This is a genomic window from Fibrella aquatilis (genome assembly GCF_017353255.1).
Classification (GTDB): Bacteria; Bacteroidota; Bacteroidia; order Cytophagales; family Spirosomataceae; genus Fibrella; species Fibrella aquatilis.
On the sequence record NZ_JAFMYU010000006.1, the window covers coordinates 228,104 to 252,375 of the forward strand.

Genomic DNA, 24,272 nt, shown 5'->3' on the forward strand with positions numbered 1-24,272 from the left:
AACAACCAGAGACTACTATAGCAAACGCCTGATTGGCTGAAGCCTGCGCTACAGTCAATCAGGCGTTTGCTATAGTAGCCCATCGGCTTTCCCGCCTCCTTTCCTCCTTTTTTCGTACTTTTGCCCCTTAAATCATAGGCACAACCCCCGTTCTTTCAACGTGAAGCACATTCGAAATTTCTGCATCATCGCCCACATCGACCACGGCAAGAGTACCCTTGCCGACCGGCTGCTGGAATTCACCCAAACCGTCGGTGCCCGTGATATGCAAGCCCAGTTGCTCGACGATATGGACCTGGAGCGCGAACGAGGCATCACCATCAAGAGCCACGCCATCCAGATGGACTACGTCCACAAAGGCGAGACATATACCCTGAACCTGATCGACACGCCCGGCCACGTCGATTTTAGCTACGAAGTATCGCGGTCTATTGCCGCCTGCGAAGGTGCTCTGTTGCTGGTCGATGCCTCGCAAGGCACTGAGGCTCAGACCATTTCAAACCTGTACCTGGCACTGAATAACGACCTCGTCATTATTCCCGTCCTCAACAAGATCGACCTGCCGGGTGCCATGCCCGAAGAGATCAAAGACGAGATGGTCGACTTGCTCGGCTGCGACCGCGACGACATCATTCCGGCGTCGGGCAAGGAAGGCATCGGCGTACCCGAAATTCTGGCGGCCATTGTTGAGCGTATTCCGCCACCCACCGGCGACCCCAACGCTCCCCTGCAGGCGCTTATTTTTGACTCGCACTTCAACTCCTACCGGGGTATCGAAGTTATTTTCCGCATCAAAAACGGGTCGATTCGGAAGGGGGAGAAAGTGAAGTTCATGAACACCGGCAAAGAATACAATGCCGATGAAATTGGCATACTTGGCCTGGAGCAGGAGCCCCGCGACCGGATGGAATGCGGCGACGTGGGCTACCTCATTTCAGGTATCAAGGTGGCCAAGGAAGTGAAGGTGGGCGATACCATTACCAGTTTCGATAAGCCCGCTGCCGCCGCCATTCAGGGCTTTGCCGACGTGAAACCAATGGTGTTTGCGGGCATCTACCCCGTGGAAACAAGCGAGTTTGAAGAACTGCGCGAAGCCATGGAAAAGCTACAGCTTAACGACGCCGCCCTGGTCTGGGAACCCGAAACGTCGGCGGCACTGGGCTTCGGTTTCCGGTGTGGCTTTCTGGGCATGCTGCATATGGAAATTGTGCAGGAGCGGCTGGAACGCGAGTTCGACATGACCGTGATCACCACCGTGCCTTCGGTTCGGTTTGAGGTGATGACCACCAAAGGCGACCTGTTACAGGTGTCGGCCCCCGCCGAGATGCCCGAACCCAACCTGATCGACTACATCGAAGAGCCGTTTATCCGGGCGCAGATCATCACCAAAGCCGATTACGTGGGTGGCATTATGGGCCTGTGCATGGACAAGCGGAGCATCCTGAAAAATCAGGTTTACCTCACCGCCGACCGCGTGGAGCTTCAGTTCGAAATGCCCCTTGCCGAGGTTGTTTTCGACTTTTTCGACAAGCTCAAGACCATCTCCCGCGGCTATGCCTCGCTCGATTATGAGTTTATGGACAACCGCGAGTCAGACATGGTGAAGCTCGACGTGATGCTCAACGGCGACAAGGTTGATGCACTGTCGGCCATTGTGCACCGGAGCAAGTCGTATGAGTGGGGCAAGAAATTGTGCGAAAAGCTCCGCGAACTGATCCCCCGGCAGCAGTTCGAGATTGCCATTCAGGCGGCTATTGGGCAGAAAATTATTGCCCGCGAAACGCTGAGTGCCCTCCGCAAAGACGTACTAGCCAAATGCTACGGCGGCGATATTTCGCGGAAACGCAAGCTGTTGGAAAAACAGAAAAAAGGCAAGAAACGCATGCGGCAAGTTGGCAACGTCGAAATCCCGCAGGAGGCGTTTATGGCCGTGCTGAAGATTAACTAATGGGCCAGTTATAGCGATATTAGAAGCCTCGTTGAGCAGTTGCTCAACGAGGCTTTTTATTAGAACATGGCTGCTCCTCCCCCATACCATTTTCGCCTGTCAATATTGCCCCTGTTGGGCATCGGCCTGTTTCTGGGACTTTACGGCTGGGCAACGATACTTTATCCGGGCGGGTCCAACGCCGACCGGACCGCCGTTGGCTTCAACTGGCTTACCAACTACTGGTGCGACCTAACGGGCGAGATCGCTAAAAACGGCCAGCCTAACCCCGCTGCGCCCATTGCTACGGCAGCTATGCTGGTCTTGTGTGTGAGCTTGTCCATTTTTTGGCTTACGTTACCGCGCCTGTTTTCGCAACCTCGACGGCTTCGCGCCTTGATGCAGTATCCCGGCGTGACGGCTATGCTGGTGGCCCCGTTCGTAGCGTCGGCTTACCACGACACGGCCATCAACCTCACGGGCGTGTTGGCCCTGCCCCCGCTGCTGCTCACCTTGCTTGGTCTCTACCAGGGGCGGTATGTTCGGTTGCTAGCCATAGGCGGTGTGTGCCTGCTGCTTGTCGCGCTGAACAATGCCATCTACCATTTAGCCTGGCACCTCAACTGGTTGCCGGTCATTCAGAAAATTACGTTTCTGGTCGTGCTAAGTTGGGTGGGTGCCATAAGCTGGCGTGTATACAAAATTGCTGACCAGGATGCTGCTCGTTAGACGGAATGAAAACATGCACACCGCTCCGTCTGCCTTTGCCCTGATTCGTATGTGCGGAACAGAGGCAGACCGACCGTTTTTTGTATCTTCGCCCGCCAATTCAACAGCGGATACGCCGCTCGCGGGCCTCTCTCTTTCGTACCGCCAATCACTGCATGGAGCGTTTTACCGGATTACTGGGCATTGCCCTCATTTTAGGCATTGCCTTTGCTATGTCGAACAATCGCCGAGCCATCAACTACCGCACCGTGGGTGTGGGGCTGGCCCTGCAATTCGGCCTGGCCGTGTTTGTGTTGAAAACAGACATCGGGCAGCGCGTTTTCAATTACCTCGGTTTTCTGGTCAACAAAACGCTGGTCAACGCCGACCGCGGGGCCGAATTTGTGTTTGGGCCACTCGTGAAAACTGGGCTGATGTCGCGGGCATTTGGCAACGGCAACGACTTTGTCTTTTTCTTCAAGGTTATTCCTACTATCATTTTCGTGGCGGTGCTGGTCAATATCTTTTACTACCTCGGCATCATGCAGCGCATTGTAGCGCTCATGGCGCGGGTAATGAAGTGGCTCATGGGCGTGAGCGGTGCCGAAGCACTCTCTAACGTGGCCAGTACGTTTGTGGGTCAGGTAGAGGCGCAGATCATGATCAAGCCTTACCTCCCCACCATGACCAACTCCGAACTACTGGCTTCTATGGCGGGTAGTTTTGCCTGCATTGCGGGCGGTGTATTGGCGGTATACATCTCGCTGGGCGTACCGGCCCCCTACCTGCTGGCCGCTAGTATCATGGCTGCACCGGGAGCGCTGGTGATCTCGAAAATTGTTTTTCCCGAAACAGAAGTATCTACCACCCAAGGCGTTGTGAAATTAGAGATCAAAAAATCACACGCCAACCTGGTCGACGCCATTGCCAGCGGAGCCTCTGAAGGCCTGAAGGTAGGCCTGAATGTGATTGCCATGCTCATTGGCTTCATCGCCCTTATTGCCCTGATCGACATGCTATTGGGCAAAGCAGGCAGTGTAGCCGGATTTCCGCAACTGAGCCTCAATTTTCTGCTCGGTAAGCTATTTTCGGTATTCGCGTTTGCCATGGGTGTACCGGGCAAAGATGTGGAAGCCGCCGGTGCCTTGATGGGTACCAAAATGGTGGTCAACGAATTTGTAGCCTACATCGAACTGGTCAAAATTAAACCTACCCTCGACCCTAAAACCATTGCCATCACCAGCTTTGCGCTTTGCGGATTTGCTAACTTCTCGTCCATTGCCATTCAGATCGGCGGCATCGGCGAACTAGCCCCCGGACGGCGCACCGACCTGGCCAAGCTCGGTTTCAAGGCCCTCATCTGCGGCACCCTGGCCAGCTACATGTCGGCCACGCTGGCGGGACTATTACTGTAATTCAATGTTCAAGGTCTAACGTCTAAAGTTGCTTCGCACGTTAACGTAACTAGGCGTGGCAACTTTGGACCTTAGATAGTAGACTTTCTAACTCTCTTTCATGCGTATCGGACTATTCTTTGGTGGACCATCGCGGGAGCGCGACGTATCATTTGCGGGGGGGCGCACGGCCCTGGCTAACCTCAATAAAGCCCTTTTCGAGCCGGTGCTGGTGTTTGTCAGCGGCTGGGGGCGGTTCTATATCGTGCAGCCCGATTTCTTGCAACACGCCGGTATCCGCGATTCGCTGCCTAAGCTCGACGGGTTTTCGGTCTATGATGAATCGCTGGAAGACGGCGACGAGGCCATCCCCGGCGAACGCATTGAGCCTGAGTGGTTTGAAGAGTATTTCGATATGGCGTTTCTAGCCATGCACGGCCCCGACTGCGAAGACGGCGCTATTCAGGGGCTGCTGGAATGGCACAAAATGCCCTACACCGGGCCGGGTATTCTGGGGTCGGGGTTGGGGATCAACAAGATCCTGCAAAACCACCTCATCGCTCTCGTAAACGGACAGGAGAAAAAGACCGCTACCATCAGCCGCGACGCCTGGCAAGGGGCCGATCAGGCGGCGTTTTTTGCTTCACTGGTGAGCCATCTGGGCTTACCCATCGTGATTAAGGCGCCACACCAGGGGTCATCTATTGGGGTGGCCATTGTGCGCGAGAATGACTTTGCCCTCTTCCAGCGGTCGGTGAATCAGTGTTTTTTCACCACCCAGATTGGCCTGTCCGACTGGGAGAAACTGGATGAGCAAGCCAAGCGTGACTATGCGCAGCGCACCGCCACGCTCAGCGCCACCATTGGCTACCCGCTCGTGATCGAGAACACGGGTGAATACGTCACCGGACCCGCCGAGCTAATCAGCACCCTGGATGGCTTTGCCGACGATGCCAAAACGACCACGCTCACGCTGGCCTCCATCAACGCGGAAGACGAACTGCTCTTTGAAGAATTCATCAGCGGACAGGAGTTTTCGTGCGGCGTGATACAGGACGACGATGGTTTGGCTGTGGCCCTACCCCCTACCGAAATCTTCAACGCCGAGGCGTTTGATTACGAAACCAAATACCTTACCAGTGTAGCTAAGAAGCGGATTCCAGTAGGCACCACCCTGGAAAATAACCGCGCTATTCAACTGGCCGTGGAGCAGGTATTTACGAAGCTGGGTATTAATGTCTACTCTCGCATCGACGGATTTCTGACGCACGAAGGGCAGGCGGGGGAGCCTCAGCGGGTACTGCTCCACGACCCGAATACCATTCCTGGCATGTCGCCTACTTCGTTGATTTTCAAGCAGATGGTCGAGATTGGCATGAACCTGAGCGATTCGCTGACGTACCTCATCCGGCAATCGCTGCGCGAACGAATCCGCACGGGAAAAGACACGTTCCGGCTGAAACAGATGCTAGCCGACCTCGACGAACGCCTGGCCGCCCGCCTGACCACGCCCCTGCCCGAACAGCGTATCCATTTCGGCCCCACCGACGACGACTGGACCCGCGCCAAAGCCGAGTACAACGCCGCCGCCGCCCAGGGCGACACCCTACCACAGTTGGTGTATCTTAAATCGAAAATGGAGACGCACGAGGTGCCGGTGCATTTTCTGTTCAAAGACACCCTAGCCGAACTAGAAGAGGCTCTGGCTACCCCGCGCCACCCCCTCCTGCTGGAAACCACCCAACGCGCACGACACGTTACGCAGCGCTATGTAAAATGAAGCGCTCTTAGCTGCCTTAGGAGAAATTGGCCGAGGGCTTGACCGCTGCCGTGAAATTTGTTGGAGAGATGCTGGTCTTATGCTAATTTTCTTTTCAACAAACCATTTTTTGAATGGAAGCGCTCGTTAAAAAGCTTAATTACGTCAGCCAGCCCACTGTAGTCCTGTTGAACGTACCGGCAGAGCTAGGCGTATTATCCGAAACGTTTTCCCGTCAATCAACTGTTTATCAGCAAGTTGAGCATGCAGACAGGGCCGATTTTTTACTAGCCTTTGTGCAGCAACTAGGCGCCGTGAAGCAAGTGGCCGATTGGGTAGCTGCGCATACGGTAGGCGACGTTACGATATGGCTGGCGTATCCTAAGCAGACGTCGAAAACATACCGCTGTGATTTCAACCGCGACACGGGTTGGGCGGCGCTGGGTGCCATTGGGTTTGAGCCAGTGCGGCAGGTAGCTGTCAATGACGACTGGTCAGCACTGCGGTTTCGGCGGGTAGCCTATATCAAAACGATGTCCAGAAGCCACGAAGGAGCTATTTCGGCAGAAGGCAAACTCAAAACAAGCCCCACATCAGTCAGCTAAAAAGTAGTACAGATCATTCCTGCTGAATGCCCTGCCAGCAGCTACTTTCCAGCAGTTGTCCCTGGCCTGTTCGTAAACTCCATAACACGAAACACTTCCTGCCGAACTATGTCGAAGGTTTGTCGGGATTGAGTATGCGCTTTCGCTGATTCACCTGTGAAAACCAGTTGGTTAGCTATTGCTGCTGGATTGGTGCCGATCTGAGCCACCAGCAAACTATACCCTTTTTCACTGCCGTTGGGCAGGATAAGTTTTGAGAACGCCCAGCCACTTAGGGAGCCATCTTTTAACCTGTTGGTTGCCCCAGCTTTCATAGCATCCATTATATCGAGCCAGGGAGCTTTCGGGTCATAAGGTTTCATGTAATTGAACACCACCACAGGTGCTTTCTCCGGTGTGAAATCAGGGCTGAACGCGTAAGCACCAGCGGTTTCCCATACTTCCATTTTCACCACGGGGGCCGTAGCGCGATCTCTGGCGTTAAGACTAGCCATGCGCGTTTGCACACTGTCGCCGTAGAGTTTGGCCATGGCCGCTGGTGAGCCGCCTTTGATATTCATGCTGGGCGACACGATGACGGTAACATAGTCATACTCAGCCGGGTTAGGATTGGAGGTCATCTGTTTGGCCATCATATACCAGCCAATCATGTTGCCCTCATCCACCGCCGCCTGATTCACCGCCCGCCATTCACGCTCCACGGGCAGGGCATCCTGCACCGTCAGACCCGGCGACAGCTTATGGTAGATGAGATAGGTATATGTTCTGTTTTGGGCGAGAAGACCCAGCGAGATCAGGCAAAGTGACAGTGTAAGGAAAAAACGGAGCATAAGGAAGGTGGGGGTAAGGGTTTGAAGCGGTCCGCCGCTGCGGTCCAATGTTCAAAGAATTGGGTAGGGCAGGGTTACTTGACTGTTGGGTTCCAATTCAGTAGTTGGCCGCAAAGGCCTAGCAATGGCCATCGTTATCAATCATCAACATCATTACCCACCGGATTGCGGGCAACGTACCCAAGCCGTAACTTGCCCCCAAGATTTACACGCCAACTTTTCCGGCTCCTTTTCTATGACAACGCAACAACTCGACGCCACGACCCAACAAAACGTGGATACCTGGCTTTCTGGTCCATACGATGCCGATGCTAAAGCCACCGTTCAACACCTGCTCGACAGTGGCAACACCACCGAACTGACCGACTCGTTCTACCGCAGCCTGGAGTTTGGCACGGGTGGCTTGCGCGGGGTTATTGGCGTGGGGTCGAACCGGATGAACCGCTACACCGTGGGGGCCGCCACGCAGGGCTTTGCCAACTACCTTAACAAGTCGTTTGCGGGGCAGGATATCAGCGTGGCCATTGCCCACGACAGTCGCCGGATGAGTCCCGAATTTGCTCGGATTGCCGCCGATATTTTTTCGGCCAACAACATCAAAGTCTACCTCTTCTCTGACCTCCGCCCCACGCCCGAACTCTCCTTTGCCATTCGGCAACTGGGCTGTCAGGGTGGTGTAGTCGTAACAGCCTCACACAACCCGCCCGAATACAACGGCTACAAAGTGTACTGGAACGACGGCTCGCAGGTGGTGGCTCCGCACGACAAAAACATCGTGGATGAAGTGAGTGCCATTTCGAGCGTCAGCGACATTAAGTTCGACGGCGTGGAATCGAAGATCAAATTGATTGACGAGGAAATCGACGCGCCGTATATCGAGCGGGTGAAATCGAACGCGGTAAACCCCGCCGCCATTGCCCGGCAGGCCAATCTGAACATCGTCTACACGCCTATTCACGGCACAGGCATCACGCTGGTGCCCCGCGCCCTGGAAGCGATTGGCTTCACCAACGTGAGCGTGGTGGAAGCACAGGCCAAACCCGATGGCAATTTTCCGACGGTGAAATCGCCGAACCCGGAAGAGAAAGCAGCCATGCAAATGGCGCTAGATCAGGCCCAATACCAGGACGCCGACCTAATCATTGCCACCGACCCCGACGCCGACCGGGTGGGTGCGGGTGCCAGGAATCACCACGGCGAGTTTGAGTTGCTGAACGGCAACCAGATGGCCAGCCTCATCATTTTCTATCTGCTGCGGGCCTGGAAAGACGCGGGCAAACTCACCGGCAAGGAGTTCGTGGCCAAGACCATCGTCACCACCGACCTCATCGATAAGCTGTGCGAACAGTATGGCGTAACCTGCTATAACACGCTGACAGGCTTCAAATACATTGCTCAGGTGATCCGCGAACTGGAAGGCAAGGAGCAGTTCATCGGCGGCGGCGAAGAGAGCTATGGCTACCTGATCGGCGATTTTGTGCGCGACAAAGATGCCATTGCGTCCTGCGCCATGATTGCCGAACTGACCGCCGATGCTAAAGATAAAGGCCTGAGCCTCTTCGACTTGCTGATGGAAATGTACCAGCAAACGGGCTTCTACTATGAGGCGCTGGTGTCGCTGACCAAGAAAGGCAAAGCCGGTGCTGAAGAAATTCAGCAGATGATGGCCACCTTCCGCGCCAACCCGCCTAAGACCATCGCCGGGTCAGATGTGGTGCGGGTTGATGATTATGACGCCCTGACTACGCTGGACATGGCATCGGGCAAAACGACAGCGATAGAGTCGGGCAAGCTCGGCATCGAGGCGTCGAACGTGCTGCAGATCTTCACCGCCGACGGCACGAAGGTATCCGCCCGCCCGTCCGGCACCGAACCCAAGATCAAATTCTACGTCAGCGTTAACGAACCCCTCCCCAGCGCCGAAGCTTTCGACGACACCTACGCCGCCCTGAAAGCCAAAGTGCAGAAGGTGGTGGATGAGTTGGGGTTGAAGTAGGGGGCAGGGTTAATGTACAATGAATAATGTACAATGAACAATGGCTTCGCGCTCTAGCTGTCTGAGCGCGAAGCCATTGTTCATTGTACATTATTCATTGTACATTAACCCTGCCTACCGCATGGCCTGAGCATCACGAATCAGGAGGACGCTGCCCTTGAGCACCTGCACCGGACCGCCCCGCACCAGCCCCCCATACACCACCCGCGCCTCGTAGAAGTACACGCCCCCGGGCAGTACGCCCCCGCTGCTGCTCCGACCGTCCCAGCTTAGCACCGGCCCCGCCGACTCGTAGACCTTGGCCCCCCAGCGGTTGTAGACCACAAACCCCACCCGCTCCACAAAGCTGGGGCAGGCCAGGGCCACAAACACGTCGTTCTTGCCGTCGCCGTTGGGCGTGAAGGTGTTGGGCAGGGCGTAGTTGGGGCAGATGTCCTTGCAGACACTGTTGCTGGCCAGGCTCTCGATGCCCCGCAGGCTGACGGCCGTCACGTAGTAGCAGCCCGCCACGCTGGTCAGGTTCTGATGCAGGAAGGTGAGCGTAGGGGCAGCCACGGTGGCCACCAGCCGCAGGCTATCGCCTTGGTAACGAGCGTAGTAGATGTTGTACTTGCTGATGCGGGCGTCGCAGGCCTTGCCCCCCGCGGTGGCGGGGTAGCTCCAGGTGAGCTTGTTGGCGAAACTGGTCTGGTTGCAGAAGGCGGTGGGGGCCAGGGCAGCGCAGTTCAACAGGTCGAGGGTGAGGGCGGGTAGGCAGGGGCGGGTGGTGTCGCCGGGGGCGGCACACTGAATGGGCGAGAAGTTGCGGATAGTACCCGTGCGGGCAAACTGCGAAACATCGATGTAACGTCCCACGGTCTGCACCCGGTAGCAGTAGCTGCTGTCGGCGGAGAGTGTACCGCTGGTGTTACCATCGCTGGCTACCAGGTCAGCCCCGGTATCGACGTAGTTGACCGTGCCCGGCGCTTGCACGTTTACCACCGCAATCTGATTGAAAGGTCCGGCCTGCCCCCGCCGCGAGCGGAAAATGGCGTGAGGCTGCCCCTCATTGCTCCAGGGGGTGTTGGTCTGCCAGTTGAGCGTGATCTGGTTGACCCCACCTAACGCTGCCAGCCGCACGCTCGATGCCGGTTCGCTACCTTCCAGTAGGGTCAACTGCCCGTTGACGGTGGTGTAGAAATCCAGCCGGTAGCGGTAGTCTTTGCTGGACGTGGTCAACGGCTGTGTGGCGCTTCCTCTGTCGACAAAAACGGTGTCGACAACGCCCGGCCCTAACGTGGTATTGATGGCCGCTACGGGCGAAAACGACGTACCGTTGACACCTTCGGCCCGCAGCAGGCGATACTGGTAAGGCCCTCCCCCATCGCCCGCATTCAGGCCAAGTGGCCGCGTCCACCGCACGGTGATTACCCCTCTACGGGCACCCAGCGCCCCATCCGTGCTATCGACGGTGACCTGACTCAGCACGGGGGCGGTCTGGGGCAGGCTCACGCAGGCTTGTAGCGAGACCACGCTTTGCCCGCCCGTGGGCAGGGGATACTGCGCCACAATGCGATAGGAATAGCTCACCCCCCGCCGCAGGGTACTGCTGGCGTCGGTGTAGGTGGTGGTGCCAATAGCTACGGTGTCAACGAGGGTATAGCCCGGCAAGATGCCCGTCTGGCAGGGATTGGGTTCGGGGTTGTTGCAGCCCTCCTTACGGTAGATGAGCATCTTGGGCGTATCCTTCGACCCACTCTGAATGGGGGGCAGACAGGTGTAGGCCGACCAGTTGAGGCGGATGGCGCGGCTACCCCCGGTGGCTGGCGAAACGGCCTGGGCAGTCAGATTTTGCGGTTTTGGCCCAATCAGTTGAATCTGAAAACTTTGGTACGAACTCAGCGGCGTAGGCGGACGATTGTTGGGAATGTCCGTCGCTTTGATGTTGATCAAGTACGGTTCCTGCCGCAGTTGGCCGCAGTTGGTTTGCCAACGAAACGTCGTAGTAGCCGGACTCGGTAGCCCCCGTGAGGCGTCGGGTGTGATGGTAGCAAAAGCCGGTGGCAGCAGCGGTGGTGAATAGGCAATACGATCGGCGGTGAGGTTAAATGGGCCACCGTAGCCTAGGATGACGATGCTGTTCCCGTCGGGATCGGTGGCACGGATGTTCTGGGTGATGAGCGTACCGGCTTCGGCGCACACGTCGGCGATGGGATCGAGCAGCGGGCGGCGGTTGGGGCCGTCTACCACCACCACCTGCACGTCGCGGGTGATCTCGCCAATGAGTACGCCGTTGCGCCACTCTTCAATGATAAACGCATAGTTGTACTGACCGGCCTCGACGGGGGCATCCCAACAGACGTCGCCCGTTTTGGCATTCACCGTAAACGTAGCGCCAGAAACGCCATTCTCCGTTTTTCCGGGGGGTACCACTAGTTGGGGCAATTGGTAGCGCGTAACAGGAAACGACTGGCAGGCATTAGGGTCTTCGTTAAGTTCACTATTCGATTGCTGCGGCGTGGCAATTCGGTAGGCCAAAGAATCGCCATCGGCATCATAGGCGGCGGGGTTGTGGCAGTATTTCTGGCCAATCCGCGCCGAGTCGACGGGCGGATTCAGCAGCACGGGCGTACTGTTCAAGCCCAGAATAGGAATAGCCGATATGGTAGTCGTAACGAAAAAATTAACCTTTTGCGAGTCGCCCCCATTAATATTTCGGGTCATATTATTCCGGTTGCGTATCAAGCCCGAAATGCTGTACGTACCAGGCCCCGAATAGGTATGAATCGTTCGGTATATATTGATCGTCGTAGCCGAATTTATTTTGCGAATAGGTTCTTGTCGGGGCACTTCCAACCGGCTTCCATCGCCGAAACAGAACAGCGCTGTCTTTGCCGCATCGGCTGCCGGACCACCAGTCAGTATGTCATAGTAGGTCGTCAGCGTGATTTCATACGTCAGCGAGGTGTTCGAAATACGCCGGGTTGTAATCTCACCGGCCCGCACGTGACTGGCCTGCACGGCGGTTGGCACACATAAAATAGCCAGCAGCAACAGCCCTGCCCACCAGCCAGTACAGATCGATTTCATAGCGTTAACGTAGTTTACTAATGAACGTTTTAACGCATGAAAGTTATACGCGGTAGTAAGGTAGTTTAAGGTCTAAAGTCCAAGGTCCAAGGTTGCTTCGCGCTCAGCTTATACTAGAGCGCGAAGCAACCTTGGACCTTGGACTTTAGACCTTAAACTACCTTACTACCGCATGGCCTGGGCATCCCGGATCAAGAGGATGCTGCCCTTGAGCACCTGCACGGGACCGCCCCGCACCAGCCCCGCATACACTACCCGCGCCTCGTAGAAGTACACGCCCCCGGGCAGCACCCCCCCGTTGCTGCTCCGACCGTCCCAGCTTAGCACCGGCCCGCTCGACTCGTAGACCTTGGCCCCCCAGCGGTTGTAGACCACAAAGCCCACGCTCTCCACAAAGCTGGGACAGGCCAGGGCCACAAACACGTCGTTCTTGCCGTCGCCGTTGGGCGTAAACGTGTTGGGCAGGGCGTAGTTGGGGCAGATGTCCTTGCAGACGATGTTGCTGGCCAGACTCTCGATGCCCCGCAGGCTCACCGCCGTCACGTAGTAGCAACCGGCTACACTCGTTAGGTTCTGATGCAGGAAGGTGAGGGTGGGGGCGGCCACGGTGGCGATAAGCCGCAGGCTATCACCCTGATAGCGAGCGTAGTAGATGTTGTATTTGGCGATGCGCTGGTCACAGGCCTTGCCCCCGGCGGTGGCGGGGTAGGTCCAGGTGAGCTTGTTGGCAAAGCTGGTCTGGTTGCAGAAGGCGGTGGGGGCCAGACTGGCGCAGTTCAAGAGGTCCAGGGTGAGGGCGGGGGGGCAGGGGCGGGTGGTGTCGCCGGGGGCGGCGCACTGGATGGGCGAGAAGTTGCGGATGCTGCCGGTTCTGGCTCGCAGGCTCAGATCGGCATATTGGCCCACGGTCTGCACCCGGTAGCAGTAGCTGCTGTCGGCAGAGAGGGTACCAGCGGTCACCCCGTCGAAGGCCAGCAGGTCGGCCCCCGTGTCTACGTAGTTCAGGGTGCCGGGCGCTACGTCAGCGATGGCGTTGAAGGATCCGGCCTGCCCCCGCCGCGAGCGGAAGATTCGGGTGGGGCTGTCGTTACTCCAGGGCGTGTTGGTCTGCCAGTTGAGCGTGATCTGGTTGAGGCCTCCCAGCGCCGCCAGCCGTACGCTCGAGGCTGGTTCGGCGGCATCCAGCGGCGTGAGCTGTCCGTTGACGGTGGTGTAGAAATCCAGCCGGTAGCGGTAGTCGGTGGTGGCCGTGGCTACGCCCCGGTCCACAAAGACGGTGTCTACTACGCCCGGTGCCAGGGTGGTGTTGATGGCCGTAACCTGGGTGAAGGCCGTGCCCGCCAGGCCCGGTGCCCGTAGCAGGCGGTACTGGTAGGGACCACCACCGTCGCCGGCGTTGAGACCAAGCGGCCGCGTCCAGCGCACGGTGATTACTCCCCGGCCCGGCCCGGTAGCACCACCGGTGCTATCGACGGTGACCTGGCTCAGCACGGGGGCGGTCTGGGGCAGGCTCACGCAGGCTTGCAACGAGACCACGCTCTGCCCGCCCGTGGGTAAGGGGTACTGCGCCACAATGCGATAGGAATAGCTCACCCCCCGCCGCAAGCTGCTGCTGGTGTCGGTGTAGGTGGTCGTGTTGATGGGCAGGATAGTAATGCGGGTATAGCCCGGCAGGATGCCCGTGAAGCAGGGCGGTGGTTCGGCGTTGTTACAGCCCTCTTTCCGGTAAACCAGCATCTTTGGCGTGTCATTCGAGCCTGAGACTGGGGGAGGCAAGCAGTTATAAGCCGACCAGTTAAGGCGGATGGCGCGGCTGCCCCCGGTGGCTGGAGAAACAGCCTGGGCGGTCAGATTTTGCGGTTTTGGCCCAATCAGTTGAATCTGAAAACTCTGGTATGAGTTTAGCGCCACGGCTCGGTTGGCTGGCAGGTCGGTGGCTTTGATCGTAATCAGATAGGCCTCATCCCGCAACTGTGGGCAACTGGTTTGCCAGCTAAACGTACTGTTGGCCGGGCTGGCCTGAGCAATAAGTCCGCCCGGTGTGATGGTAGCGAAAGCAGGCGGTAGCAGCGGGGGCGAATAAGCAACACGGTCGGCGGTGAGGTTGAACGGACCACCGTAGCCCTCTGTCAGCACTCTGTTGCCATCGGGGTCTGTCACGCGGACATTCTGGGTGATGAGCGTACCGGCTTCGGCGCAGATATCGGCAATGGGGTCAATGAGGGGGCGTTTGTTGGGTCCGTCAATCACGATCACCTGCACGTCGCGGGTAATTTCGCCAATGAGCACACCGTCCCGCCATTCCTGGATCACAAAGGCATAGTTATACTGACCCGCTTCGGCGGGCGAATCCCAGCATACGTCGCCCGTGCGGGGGTTTACCGTAAACGTAGCCCCGGAGCCACCTGCTTCAGTCTTACCCGGCGGAATAACCAAGTTGGGCAGCTGATAGCGCGTGACAGGAAACGACTGGCAGGCCGTGGCTTCGTTATCATTGCCGTTGGACTGCTGAGGCGTGGCTATTCGATAGGACAGCGAGTCGCCATCAATGTCATAGGCGGCGGGGTTATGGCAGTATTTCTGGCCAATCCGGGCCGAATCGACAGGCGGATTTAGCAGCACGGGCGTACTGTTTAATCCTAAAGTGGGAATGACCGAAATGATAGTCGTGACAAAAAAGTTGATCTCCAGCGACTGCCCGCCGTTGATATTCCGGGTCTGGTCATTGCGGTTGATAATCCTCGCCGAAATGTTATAGGTACCTTGTCCACCATAAGTATACGTTGTCTTATAAGTGTTGATGGACGTACCCCGGCCCAATTGCCTGATAGATACCCTGTCTACTTGCCGCTGTACCCCGTCACCCAGGCAAAAAAGCACCTGGTTGGCATCACGTGCGGCATCACGGCCTTTTATTTCGTCATAGTAGGCTGTGAGCGTAATTTCGTAGGTGAGCGAGGTATTGGAAATCCGTTTTGTGGTGATCTCGCCCGCCCGCACGTGGGTAGCCTGCACCGCCGTGGGTACCAGTGATCCAATGCCCAGCAGTAAAGCCAGTAGCCAGCCGGTATAACTCGATCTCATAATATGGGGGAGTGTTTATAGTATCAACGTTTTTGGCCGTTACAACGGTATGTTGCCGTGTTTCTTCCGGGGGAGCGTGGCCACTTTATTTTCCAGCATCTGAAACGCCCGCATCAGTTTCTGGCGGGTCTCTTCGGGGTAGATTACCTCGTCGATGTAGCCCCGGTGGGCGGCGCGGTAGGGGTTGGCAAACTTCTGGGTGTATTCCTGCACTTTCTCCTGCAACTTGGCCTGCGGGTCTTCGGCCTCGGCAATCTCGCGTTTGAAAATAATCTCGGCGGCACCGCTGGCACCCATCACCGCAATTTCGGCACCGGGCCAGGCGTAGTTCATGTCGGCCCCAATGTGCTTGGAGTTCATTACGTCGTAGGCCCCGCCATAGGCCTTACGCGTAATGACGGTGACGCGTGGCACGGTGGCTTCACAAAAGGCGTAGAGCAGCTTGGCCCCGTTGGTGATGATGCCGTTCCACTCCTGATCGGTGCCGGGCAAAAAACCGGGTACGTCTTCCAGCACCAGCAGGGGCACGTTGAAACAGTCGCAGAAGCGCACAAACCGGGCCGCCTTGGTGCTGGCCTGAATGTCGAGCACCCCCGCCAATACCGCCGGCTGGTTGCCCACTACGCCGATACTCCGCCCCCCAATGCGGGCAAAACCCACCACGATGTTTTCGGCAAAGTTCTTGTGCACTTCCAGAAACGAATTCACGTCCACGATGGCGTCGATCACCTCGCGCATGTCGTAGGGCTGGTTCGGGTTGTCGGGGATGATGCTGTTGAGTGCGGGCCTGCGTTCGCCTTCCATGCCGTTGGGTTGATCGTAGGGGAGCATGGGCGGCTGGTCTTCGCAGTTCTGCGGAATATAGCTCAGCAGCTGCTTAATGTGCTGAATACAAGCCAGTTCGTTGGCGCACGCAAAGTGCGTCACGCCCGATTTGGTGCTGTGAGTGCTGGCCCCACCCAGTTCTTCGGCAGTCACTTCTTCGTGCGTCACGGTCTTCACCACGTTGGGACCTGTCACAAACATGTAGCTTGTCTGTTCCACCATGAAGATAAAATCCGTAATAGCCGGACTGTACACGGCCCCACCCGCGCACGGACCCATGATGGCCGATAGCTGCGGAATAACGCCTGACGCACGGGTGTTGCGGTAGAAAATATCGGCGTAGCCCGCCAGCGAGAGCACCCCCTCCTGAATGCGCGCTCCACCTGAATCATTCAGGCCAATAACGGGCGCACCATTCTGCATGGCCAGGTCCATGAGCTTGCAGATCTTTTCGGCGTGAGTCTCTGAGAGTGCCCCGCCGAAGACCGTGAAATCCTGCGCAAATACATATACCAGCCGCCCCTCTATAGTGCCATAGCCCGTGACCACGCCGTCGCCGAGGTAGTGCTCTTTGTCCAGCCCGAAATCTTTGGTGCGGTGCATGACAAACTTACCAATCTCCTCAAATGACCCATCGTCGACCAGCAGGGCGATGCGTTCGCGGGCGGTCAGTTTCCCTTTAGCATGTTGGGCATCAATACGTTTTTGGCCACCGCCCAGCAGGGCTTCGGCATTTTTACGGGCAAGGGTATCGGCGATTTTCGTGGCAGGTGATGACTCCATGTAGGCAGTTGACAAGCAGAAGAGGGTTTGGACAAAAATAGAGTAGAACCATAACAATAAATAGGGCAATCTGGCTGCAATAAGGCACTTACCAACGCTATGCACGCCCACCCCTGCGGACAATTACCCGATGCCGAACAGGCAAACTACGCCCGTTGCGGGCAGAACTACGGCCCATCGAAATTAAGTATCGGGCAACTGTTAATCAGGTGGTTATGCGCTAAAAGGAGTATTACCAGCTCGCTTACTTTGCTAACTCAATCCCCGACTTACCGTCGAGGGCAATCCACACCAAACCATCAATTGTATGTCCACATCGTATCAGTTCAGAGGTAGTCTGCACGGCTACCTCTGTAACCATTGCCAGGAAAATGGGTCGGGACTGCTAGTCCGCCTTTACAAAACATCGTCAGACCAGCGGGTAACCGAGCTGGCTGTAGCTAACGCCAAAGACACCTTCCACGAGCTGTCGGTGGCCGATGTCGAGGCAAAAGGCAAACTGCTGCTGGCCGAAGCCCGAACCGACGAAGGGGGCAATTTCAGTATTGACCTTTCCGAGAAAAACGGGTACCGGGGCGAAGCCTTCGACATTGATTTCCTGGTCGATGACGTGCCCTATCATTTCCCGCCAAAACACCGCGAGGGACTTCGGTTTCAGTTTAGCGTTACCACACTGCAACCTCAGTGGCGGCAGGCCCAGGACAACCAGTTAACCTACGCCTGGGAGTTTGCCATTCCTGCCAAATGGTGGTGCCCCATCCGCGCCCGTTTCGGGGCCTACGTGATCTGCGGGCAGGTGACCGACTGCGAGACCAGAACACCCCTGGCTGGCCTGAAAGTGTCGGCTTTCGACGTGGATCTACTCCAAGACGATGCCCTCGGCACGGCCACCACCAACGCCACGGGCCATTTTGTGCTTTATTATTCGGAGGCCGCGTTTAGCAAAACCATTTTCAACTGGCTCAACGTGGAATGGCCCGCCGGACCCGATCTGTATTTTAAGATCACCACCGGAAGCGGGCAGGTGCTGTTGCAGGAACCCCGCAGCAAAGGCCATGAGCCGGGGCGCGAAAATGCCGCCAACTGCTTCTGCATCGATTTCTGCGTAAAACGTCCCGACGTACCCAATACCTATGTACCAGCCCTGTTTACACACGTGGGCATTTACGCCATCGCCGGAGGCTTCGACGGGCAGGGCTTCACCAACGACGCGCAGAAAAACGCCTTCACGGGCAGCATTCCGCTGGTGGGCATCGTACCCGGCGGTGCGGCCTCCAACGCCATGGAGTACCGATTTAAGGTGAAAAACCTGGCGTCGTCGGTCGAAATTATTGCCGACGCCAACTACCTCGACGGCTTTCAGCTGGGTACGCTGGCCAAGCTTCGCTTTTCACCTTTCTCCTACAGCAACGACCCTTACATGGTCAACAGCGCGGGGGCCACGCACAATGTGGTCATTGGCCCACAGGGGTGGATTCGCGTACCCCGCGAAAACGACCTGTTCGGGGCTGTGGGGCAGTTCAACGCTGGCACGTTGCTGGGGTCGCTGAATACCGTGGCGCTGATGGAAACCGGATTCGGCATCCACGAGGCCTACCCCACCGCACCCCTGTTCGACCTCACCAACCCCGCGCCGGTCTACGTGGCCGGGCAACCGTTTGGCGCGGCGCACAAGGCGGGGGTGCATACGTTCCAGATCACGTTCGAGGCCCGCGAGGTGGGCAGTAGCACCGTAGCCTATTCAACTGTACTACCCAGGATCGTGCTCACCAACGTCAGCTACCTCCAGCGGGTGCATCCATCCTGGGCGGGCGGCGACCGGGCTAAAATCGGCGTCGGAATGCTCGAAATTGCGGAAACAACCGCCCAGGGGGTCGGTTGCAACGAGATTGGCAACGCACTCACGGCTACCTATTCGGTGGTGCATCCATTTCTGGAAGACATCTCGATTTCGTTTGAAGGCAACGCCCCACTCCCACCGACGTTTTCGGCACCCATTGCCACCGACGAAAAAATCGGGTCTCAGGCGTTCAACACGTCGGCCATGCAGCCCTGCGCTTACGTGATTCATATAGTAGCGAACCTACGCCTCACGTCGGGTGGTGGGCGGCTACCCAACGCCTATGTAGAAGACCATATTGCCTTCTGCAAGTCGTAACGATTACCCCGGTTTATACCCAACGCAGGCAGGGCGGTCTAGGCCAGACTACCCTGCCTGCGTTGTCATTACGGGCGGGGGAGCATGAATTTACGGGCCATATCAGGTAAGGTAGTCGCGCTTGTGCCTTTCGTTTCAGAACAAACGAAGTGTCAACCGATCTCAACAACGCTGATTTATGAGTCAGACCAAACAACCGACCGACGCGTCGCCCCAGCCCTCGCGGCGGCAGTTTTTACAAACCGGGGCATTGGCCGCTGCCGGTTCGTTTTTTATTGTGCCCCGTCACGTACTGGGCAAAGGCTTCATTGCCCCCTCAGACAAGCTCAACATTGCGGGCGTGGGCATTGCCGGTAAAGGATTTTCCGACACCAACAACGCCTTTAACAACGGCGCCAACAATATGGTGGCCCTCTGCGATATTGACTGGAGCAGCCGTACCAAAGCCAACTTCGATAAGCATCCCAACGCTGCCAAGTATAAAGATTTCCGGCAGATGCTGGACAAAGAAGGCAAGAATATCGACGCCGTGACGGTCTCTACCGCCGATCACTCCCATGCCGTAGTGGCCATGGCCGCCATGCAATTGGGCAAACATGTCTATGTACAAAAACCCCTGACGCACAATATCCACGAAGCCCGGATGCTCACCGAAGGTGCCCGCAAGCATAAGGTGGTCACGCAGATGGGCAACCAGGGCGCGTCGAATCCCGACCAGCTCAAAATGGTAGAATGGTACGATAAAGGGCAGATTGGCACGGTGCACACCGTTCACCTCTGGACCAACCGCCCCGTGTGGCCACAGGGGTTCAACCCGCCCACTACCGAAGCCGCCGCCCCCGCCGATATTGACTGGGATACCTGGATCGGACCCGCCACGCCCGTGGGCTATTCGCCACTTTATCACCCGTTTAAGTGGCGCGGCTGGTGGAATTTTGGGGCCGGTGCCCTTGGCGATATTGGCTGCCATATCATGGACATGCCCTTCCGGGTGCTAGGTCTCGGTTCCCCTTCCGACGTGGAATGCAGCACGGGAACAATCTTTGAAAAAGACTGGGTGGCCAACTACGTGCCCGAAGGTTGCCCGCCCTCGTCGCAGGTGGAGATGACGTTTCCAGCCACGGCCAAAAACAAAGCCCCTATTAAAATGACCTGGGCCGACGGGGGTATCCGCCCGTTTCGCCCCGAACAGCTGCCCCCCGACGCGCCCATGGGTGGCGATGATGGCGGCGTAATCATGATTGGCGACAAGGGCATCATCACCTGCGGGCTATACGGCATGTCGGCCAAGTTATACACCAAAGGCAGCGGCCCCGTTTACAGCCTGACCGCCGAGCAGAGTACGCCCCAAAACAAAACCACGCCCGAATGGGGACATCAGGTGCTGTGGACCGAAGCCTGCAAAGCGGGTTTCAACAGCAAAGAGCACAAAGCCCTCACGTCGTCGTTCGATTTTGCCGGTCCCCTCACCGAGTCGGTGCTGATGGGCAACCTGGCCATTCGAAGCTACAACCTGCGTTCGGCTAAAGCTGATGGACGAAATTTCAACTACGCCGGTCGGAAAAAACTGCTCTGGGACGGTAAGAACATGAAAATCACCAACTTCGACGAAGCCAATCAATTCGTCTCGCGCCAATACCGCGAGGGCTGGAAGCTGGCGTAATCATTTGCGATGTACGAAGTACGATTTACGATTTTTGCTGACGCCAAAGTAAATCTGCGCTGGCGTCAGCAAAAATCGTAAATCGTACTTCGTAAATCATTCTCTTTTATATGCGCCACCTGCTTCTGCTGATTTATTCACTCATTCACTCATTCGCTCATTCACACGTTGCTGCAGCCCAGCCGCAGGTGTTTGCGCATAACGATTACGAAAAACCGCAGCCACTAACGGCGGCCATTGCCCAGCGGGCGGATTATATCGAAGCTGACGTGTTTGTGCGAAATGGTCAGTTGGTACTGGCCCATACCCCTGCTGAGGCCGACACGGCCAAACGTACCCTAGAGAACACGTACCTGACTCCCATTGTAGCCCTGTTTACCCGGTATAAAGACCGCGTTAGCCCCGACCGGCGCTATACATTCAGCCTCTCAATTGACGTAAAAGACAAGGTAGACGATGTATTGCCCATTTTACGCACTCTGCTGGAAAAGAACCTGATGGTCTTTAACCGGAACTTCTCGCCGACGGCCATCCGCATTATCATCAGCGGCAATCGCCCCCGCCCCGAACAATTGCTCGACTACCCTCTCTTTTTCACCTTCGACGGTCGTCCCAGCGAACTATATGACGACGAAACGGTGAAGCGCGTGGCCCTGATTTCCGATAATTTCCGCTCCTATGCCCGCTGGGATGGCACCGGCGAACTACCCGACGATGACAAGGCTAAGCTGAAGCGGATCATCAAACGGGCGCACGAAGCCGGTTGCCCCATCCGCTTCTGGAACGCCCCCGACAACCCCGTAGCCTGGAAACAGCTTCGTAAACTAGGTGTTGACGTAATCAATACCGATAAAGTGGCTGAATGCACAGCGGCAGTTAAGTAGCTTAAAATGAGTACGCTACCGACAGATTTGATAAGGTACTGCCCGTTAGGCCTACGGTATACGTGTCGGTGCTAAGTGCGTCTTGCGGTTTCGGATACCACTGGTAACGGCCATAAAGCGTGGCCAGCGTTGACTGCACAATGAAGCGCTGCCCCAGCATGTAGGCAATGCCTACGCTGGCCTGAGCACCCAATTGATGTTGGTCCAGCGCCCGGTTTACCGACTGAATGGTGCTGCTGAATTCAACACCCCCTTCCACAAAAAGACGCAGCCGGGTTTGGCCGTTATACAGTCGCACAAACGGTGCAATGCCATATGTCGTAACGTGATTGGTGGTGGCCGAAAGATTGTTGGTGGTGGCCGTAGTGCTGCCCCGCAAGGCAAGCCCCAGCACGGCGTTATCCCGAACGAAGCACCCAGCCGATAACTCAAGGCTACTCACGGTATAGCGCGTGTCGCTTTTTTCAACAGTTGCACCTCCATACTGGCTCGTGTTTCCCGATGCGCTTAGGGCTGCGCCCAGCAACCAGCGGCCCGCCTGTGTCTGAAGGGCCGTAATGCCTTCGGCCTGCGCCCCGCCGCCCCGTCCGGTCAATACATTCACGCCAAAACTGGCTGTGCCGACCCCAATGGGCAGCCCGTTGCTACGAATTCCGGCCTCAAGACCAAACCGGTCAGACACCGCATAGAGCAAACCCACGCTTACCAGTGGATCAACAGACCAGGTTGCCCGCTCACTTGCGTTGGCTGATACCGCAGTCTGACCAGACGACGTGGTGGTTTGCTGGCTTTTGTTGAGTGCATAGGTGACCTGTAGGCCCCCACCGGCATATACAAACAGCCGATCAATCACGGGCCAGTACCGGCGTATATATCCCCTCAGCAACAGATTGCTTTGACGACCAAGGTAGGTGAATTGAGCCTGCTGATTGTACCTTACGTCGGTCCCCTGCCAAGATTGACCTACGCCAACAGCAGCACCAACCAGCCAGTTGTCGCGCACAAACAAACCTCGGTTTAGGGTGACGTTCAGGTTCGTGTTGTAGCCACTAATAGAAAGTGGCTGCGAGGTCCCCGCGCCAGTTGTGCTGCCCCATTGGTGAGACAGACCAAATTCGCCGGAGGTGATTGTCTGGCCCTTTCGGGTTTGTGCAGTAGCCGTTAACGTCAGTAAGCTACCGGCCAGAAATAGAGAAGCATATGTCATAAATAGTGAGTTTAGTAACTCGTCAAAGCTACCAAACTCACCGGATGTGCTTATTGCTCCGTTGTTAATCTATGTTAACGAAATACTTTTGGTCACTCACCAACAGCCTGAACAACAGGGCTATAAAAACACATAAGTCAGCGACAGAGCCGGGCGTAGGGTGAGGGCAACATCGGTTTGACTACGGTCTTCGTTTGTTACCGTCATGCTTGACCACTCGTGGCCCAGGCTGGCCAGTTCGGCTTCGGCAATAAACCGCTGACCCAGCATATAAGCCAACCCGCCGCTCACACGCAGGTTGTAGCGCGTGGTAGCCCCGCCTGCGCTGCCTACTGTGCGCTCGGTAATCCAGCCACCCTGTGCGCCCACATAAGGCCCAAAACGGCTTTGCAAAAGATACTTTTTCACAAACGGTTCCAGGCCGATACCCTTGGTGGTCACGTCGGCCCCGCTCCCACTGTTAGCCCGCGCCGACCGCAGAAATTCGTTGGTGATGGTCTGATTACGTATCGGAATAGCCACGCCCACTACCCAACGGCCACCGGGCATGTACCCGAAGCTGGGTCGCAAGTTCACTACCTGCGTAGTCTGGGTCTGTACAACCTGCACCTGTTCCTGGGCTGATATGAGCTTACGCTGCTGGCTACTTACCGAAAATGACCCGCCCACCAGCCAGTTGCCGGTAAGCAATTGGTTAGGGGTACGCCGTGGTTCGGGGCGAGTACGAGTCTTCACGCCCGTGAGCACTACCAAACCCAAATTCAGGTTGCCTAACACCAGTGGAATCACACTAGACCGGGTGTTCAAGTCAAGCCCCCAGCGGGGCGTGATGCTATACAGAAGTCCCGCCTGCACCTCGGGCGACACCTGCCAGTTAGTGGTTCGGTTCTCCGATCCGCGCGAAAACGTATTGGACGAGAACACCCGGTTTTGGCTGTAAGCGACCGACAAGCCCCCGCCTATGTATCCCCGTAGCGTTTGTTTTCCCCAAAAGTGCCGCACAAACGGCACAACCGACAAGGCACCAGTACGGCTATCGGTGACGGCATCGAAGTTAAAACCGCGACGTTTTATGTCGCGGTCACGGTTGTAGCGCAGATCGGCCCCTACCAACAGGTTGTTGCGTACAAACGTACCCTGCGTGAAAGACAAATTGAGTGTTTTTTGCTCAGCAACATCTTGAAATAGTGCCGTATTGCCAGTGCTTGTAACTACTCCGCCCGACCACCAGGTTACACCGCGTTCGGTCTGTGCTACTGCTACTTGACTGACCAAAACCAACAAGCCCAAAAAACGTAGTTGTGTAGCCATCGTCGTTGTTGTTTCAGACACAACGAAAAGCCCCGGCAAGTGATTACACTTGCCGGGGCTTGTTTATGC

Annotated in this window: 15 protein-coding genes; 9 read left to right on the forward strand and 6 right to left on the reverse strand. The window is 56.7% G+C overall.

The window, feature by feature from the left end:
• Positions 1-160 precede the first annotated feature (160 nt).
• The 5 genes from lepA (at position 161) to J2I48_RS10285 (ending at position 6,393) form a co-directional block, all read left to right on the forward strand.
• On the forward strand, positions 161-1,948 hold the full coding sequence (gene lepA, locus J2I48_RS10265; RefSeq protein ID WP_207335342.1) for a translation elongation factor 4: 1,788 nt from the start codon (positions 161-163) through the stop codon (positions 1,946-1,948).
• Between the two features lie 66 nt (positions 1,949-2,014).
• On the forward strand, positions 2,015-2,656 hold the full coding sequence (locus J2I48_RS10270) for a hypothetical protein (protein WP_207335343.1): 642 nt from the start codon (positions 2,015-2,017) through the stop codon (positions 2,654-2,656).
• Positions 2,657-2,811: 155 nt separating this feature from the next.
• The gene (locus J2I48_RS10275) at positions 2,812-4,050 is read left to right on the forward strand and encodes a NupC/NupG family nucleoside CNT transporter (RefSeq protein ID WP_207335344.1); all 1,239 of its coding nucleotides are present in this window, start codon (positions 2,812-2,814) and stop codon (positions 4,048-4,050) included.
• Positions 4,051-4,150: 100 nt separating this feature from the next.
• A complete protein-coding gene (locus J2I48_RS10280) occupies positions 4,151-5,809 on the forward strand; it encodes a D-alanine--D-alanine ligase family protein (RefSeq protein ID WP_207335345.1) in 1,659 nt (552 codons plus the stop codon).
• Between the two features lie 113 nt (positions 5,810-5,922).
• The gene (locus J2I48_RS10285) at positions 5,923-6,393 is read left to right on the forward strand and encodes a hypothetical protein (protein WP_207335346.1); all 471 of its coding nucleotides are present in this window, start codon (positions 5,923-5,925) and stop codon (positions 6,391-6,393) included.
• Between the two features lie 41 nt (positions 6,394-6,434).
• Here the strand turns inward: J2I48_RS10285 and J2I48_RS10290 are convergent, their stop codons facing one another.
• Entirely contained in the window at positions 6,435-7,223 is a 789-nt protein-coding gene (locus tag J2I48_RS10290; protein WP_207335347.1) for a hypothetical protein, read from the reverse strand.
• A 235-nt stretch (positions 7,224-7,458) separates the two neighbouring features.
• Here J2I48_RS10290 and J2I48_RS10295 point away from each other — a divergent pair, with 235 nt between their 5' ends.
• A complete protein-coding gene (locus J2I48_RS10295; protein WP_207335348.1) occupies positions 7,459-9,219 on the forward strand; it encodes a phospho-sugar mutase in 1,761 nt (586 codons plus the stop codon).
• A 114-nt stretch (positions 9,220-9,333) separates the two neighbouring features.
• Here the strand turns inward: J2I48_RS10295 and J2I48_RS10300 are convergent, their stop codons facing one another.
• From J2I48_RS10300 to J2I48_RS10310, 3 genes are all read right to left on the reverse strand, one after another.
• Positions 9,334-12,288, reverse strand: a complete 2,955-nt coding sequence (locus tag J2I48_RS10300; RefSeq protein WP_207335349.1) for a T9SS type B sorting domain-containing protein — start codon at positions 12,286-12,288, stop codon at positions 9,334-9,336.
• A 165-nt stretch (positions 12,289-12,453) separates the two neighbouring features.
• Positions 12,454-15,372 (reverse strand): T9SS type B sorting domain-containing protein, encoded by a 2,919-nt coding sequence (locus J2I48_RS10305; RefSeq protein ID WP_207335350.1) that lies wholly within the window; start codon positions 15,370-15,372, stop codon positions 12,454-12,456.
• 39 nt (positions 15,373-15,411) lie between these two features.
• Entirely contained in the window at positions 15,412-16,980 is a 1,569-nt protein-coding gene (locus tag J2I48_RS10310; RefSeq protein ID WP_207335351.1) for an acyl-CoA carboxylase subunit beta, read from the reverse strand.
• A 307-nt stretch (positions 16,981-17,287) separates the two neighbouring features.
• Between J2I48_RS10310 and J2I48_RS10315 the strand changes: the two genes are divergently transcribed.
• The 3 genes from J2I48_RS10315 (at position 17,288) to J2I48_RS10325 (ending at position 21,685) form a co-directional block, all read left to right on the forward strand.
• Positions 17,288-19,138 carry a hypothetical protein gene (locus tag J2I48_RS10315; RefSeq protein ID WP_207335352.1) on the forward strand — a complete coding sequence of 617 codons (1,851 nt, stop codon included), beginning with the start codon at positions 17,288-17,290 and terminating at the stop codon, positions 19,136-19,138.
• A 178-nt stretch (positions 19,139-19,316) separates the two neighbouring features.
• The gene (locus J2I48_RS10320; protein WP_207335353.1) at positions 19,317-20,801 is read left to right on the forward strand and encodes a Gfo/Idh/MocA family protein; all 1,485 of its coding nucleotides are present in this window, start codon (positions 19,317-19,319) and stop codon (positions 20,799-20,801) included.
• A 110-nt stretch (positions 20,802-20,911) separates the two neighbouring features.
• Positions 20,912-21,685 (forward strand): PI-PLC domain-containing protein, encoded by a 774-nt coding sequence (locus tag J2I48_RS10325; protein ID WP_207335354.1) that lies wholly within the window; start codon positions 20,912-20,914, stop codon positions 21,683-21,685.
• A gap of 1 nt (position 21,686) precedes the next feature.
• Here J2I48_RS10325 and J2I48_RS10330 read toward each other — a convergent pair whose 3' ends face one another.
• Both J2I48_RS10330 and J2I48_RS10335 read right to left on the reverse strand, forming a co-directional pair.
• Entirely contained in the window at positions 21,687-22,892 is a 1,206-nt protein-coding gene (locus tag J2I48_RS10330; protein ID WP_207335355.1) for a hypothetical protein, read from the reverse strand.
• 120 nt (positions 22,893-23,012) lie between these two features.
• The gene (locus J2I48_RS10335) at positions 23,013-24,044 is read right to left on the reverse strand and encodes a hypothetical protein (RefSeq protein ID WP_207335356.1); all 1,032 of its coding nucleotides are present in this window, start codon (positions 24,042-24,044) and stop codon (positions 23,013-23,015) included.
• Positions 24,045-24,272 lie beyond the last annotated feature (228 nt).

What these genes read in the sequence shown, in the direction of transcription:
- J2I48_RS10270 (WP_207335343.1), top strand. Translation starts at nt 2,015, where the DNA reads ATGGCTGCTCCTCCCCCATACCATTTTCGCCTGTCAATATTGCCCCTG.
- J2I48_RS10275 (WP_207335344.1), top strand. Translation starts at nt 2,812, where the DNA reads ATGGAGCGTTTTACCGGATTACTGGGCATTGCCCTCATTTTAGGCATT.
- J2I48_RS10280 (WP_207335345.1), top strand. Translation starts at nt 4,151, where the DNA reads ATGCGTATCGGACTATTCTTTGGTGGACCATCGCGGGAGCGCGACGTA.
- J2I48_RS10285 (WP_207335346.1), top strand. Translation starts at nt 5,923, where the DNA reads ATGGAAGCGCTCGTTAAAAAGCTTAATTACGTCAGCCAGCCCACTGTA.
- J2I48_RS10290 (WP_207335347.1), bottom strand. Translation starts at nt 7,223, where the DNA reads ATGCTCCGTTTTTTCCTTACACTGTCACTTTGCCTGATCTCGCTGGGT.
- J2I48_RS10295 (WP_207335348.1), top strand. Translation starts at nt 7,459, where the DNA reads ATGACAACGCAACAACTCGACGCCACGACCCAACAAAACGTGGATACC.
- J2I48_RS10300 (WP_207335349.1), bottom strand. Translation starts at nt 12,288, where the DNA reads ATGAAATCGATCTGTACTGGCTGGTGGGCAGGGCTGTTGCTGCTGGCT.
- J2I48_RS10305 (WP_207335350.1), bottom strand. Translation starts at nt 15,372, where the DNA reads ATGAGATCGAGTTATACCGGCTGGCTACTGGCTTTACTGCTGGGCATT.
- J2I48_RS10310 (WP_207335351.1), bottom strand. Translation starts at nt 16,980, where the DNA reads ATGGAGTCATCACCTGCCACGAAAATCGCCGATACCCTTGCCCGTAAA.
- J2I48_RS10315 (WP_207335352.1), top strand. Translation starts at nt 17,288, where the DNA reads ATGTCCACATCGTATCAGTTCAGAGGTAGTCTGCACGGCTACCTCTGT.
- J2I48_RS10320 (WP_207335353.1), top strand. Translation starts at nt 19,317, where the DNA reads ATGAGTCAGACCAAACAACCGACCGACGCGTCGCCCCAGCCCTCGCGG.
- J2I48_RS10325 (WP_207335354.1), top strand. Translation starts at nt 20,912, where the DNA reads ATGCGCCACCTGCTTCTGCTGATTTATTCACTCATTCACTCATTCGCT.
- J2I48_RS10330 (WP_207335355.1), bottom strand. Translation starts at nt 22,892, where the DNA reads ATGACATATGCTTCTCTATTTCTGGCCGGTAGCTTACTGACGTTAACG.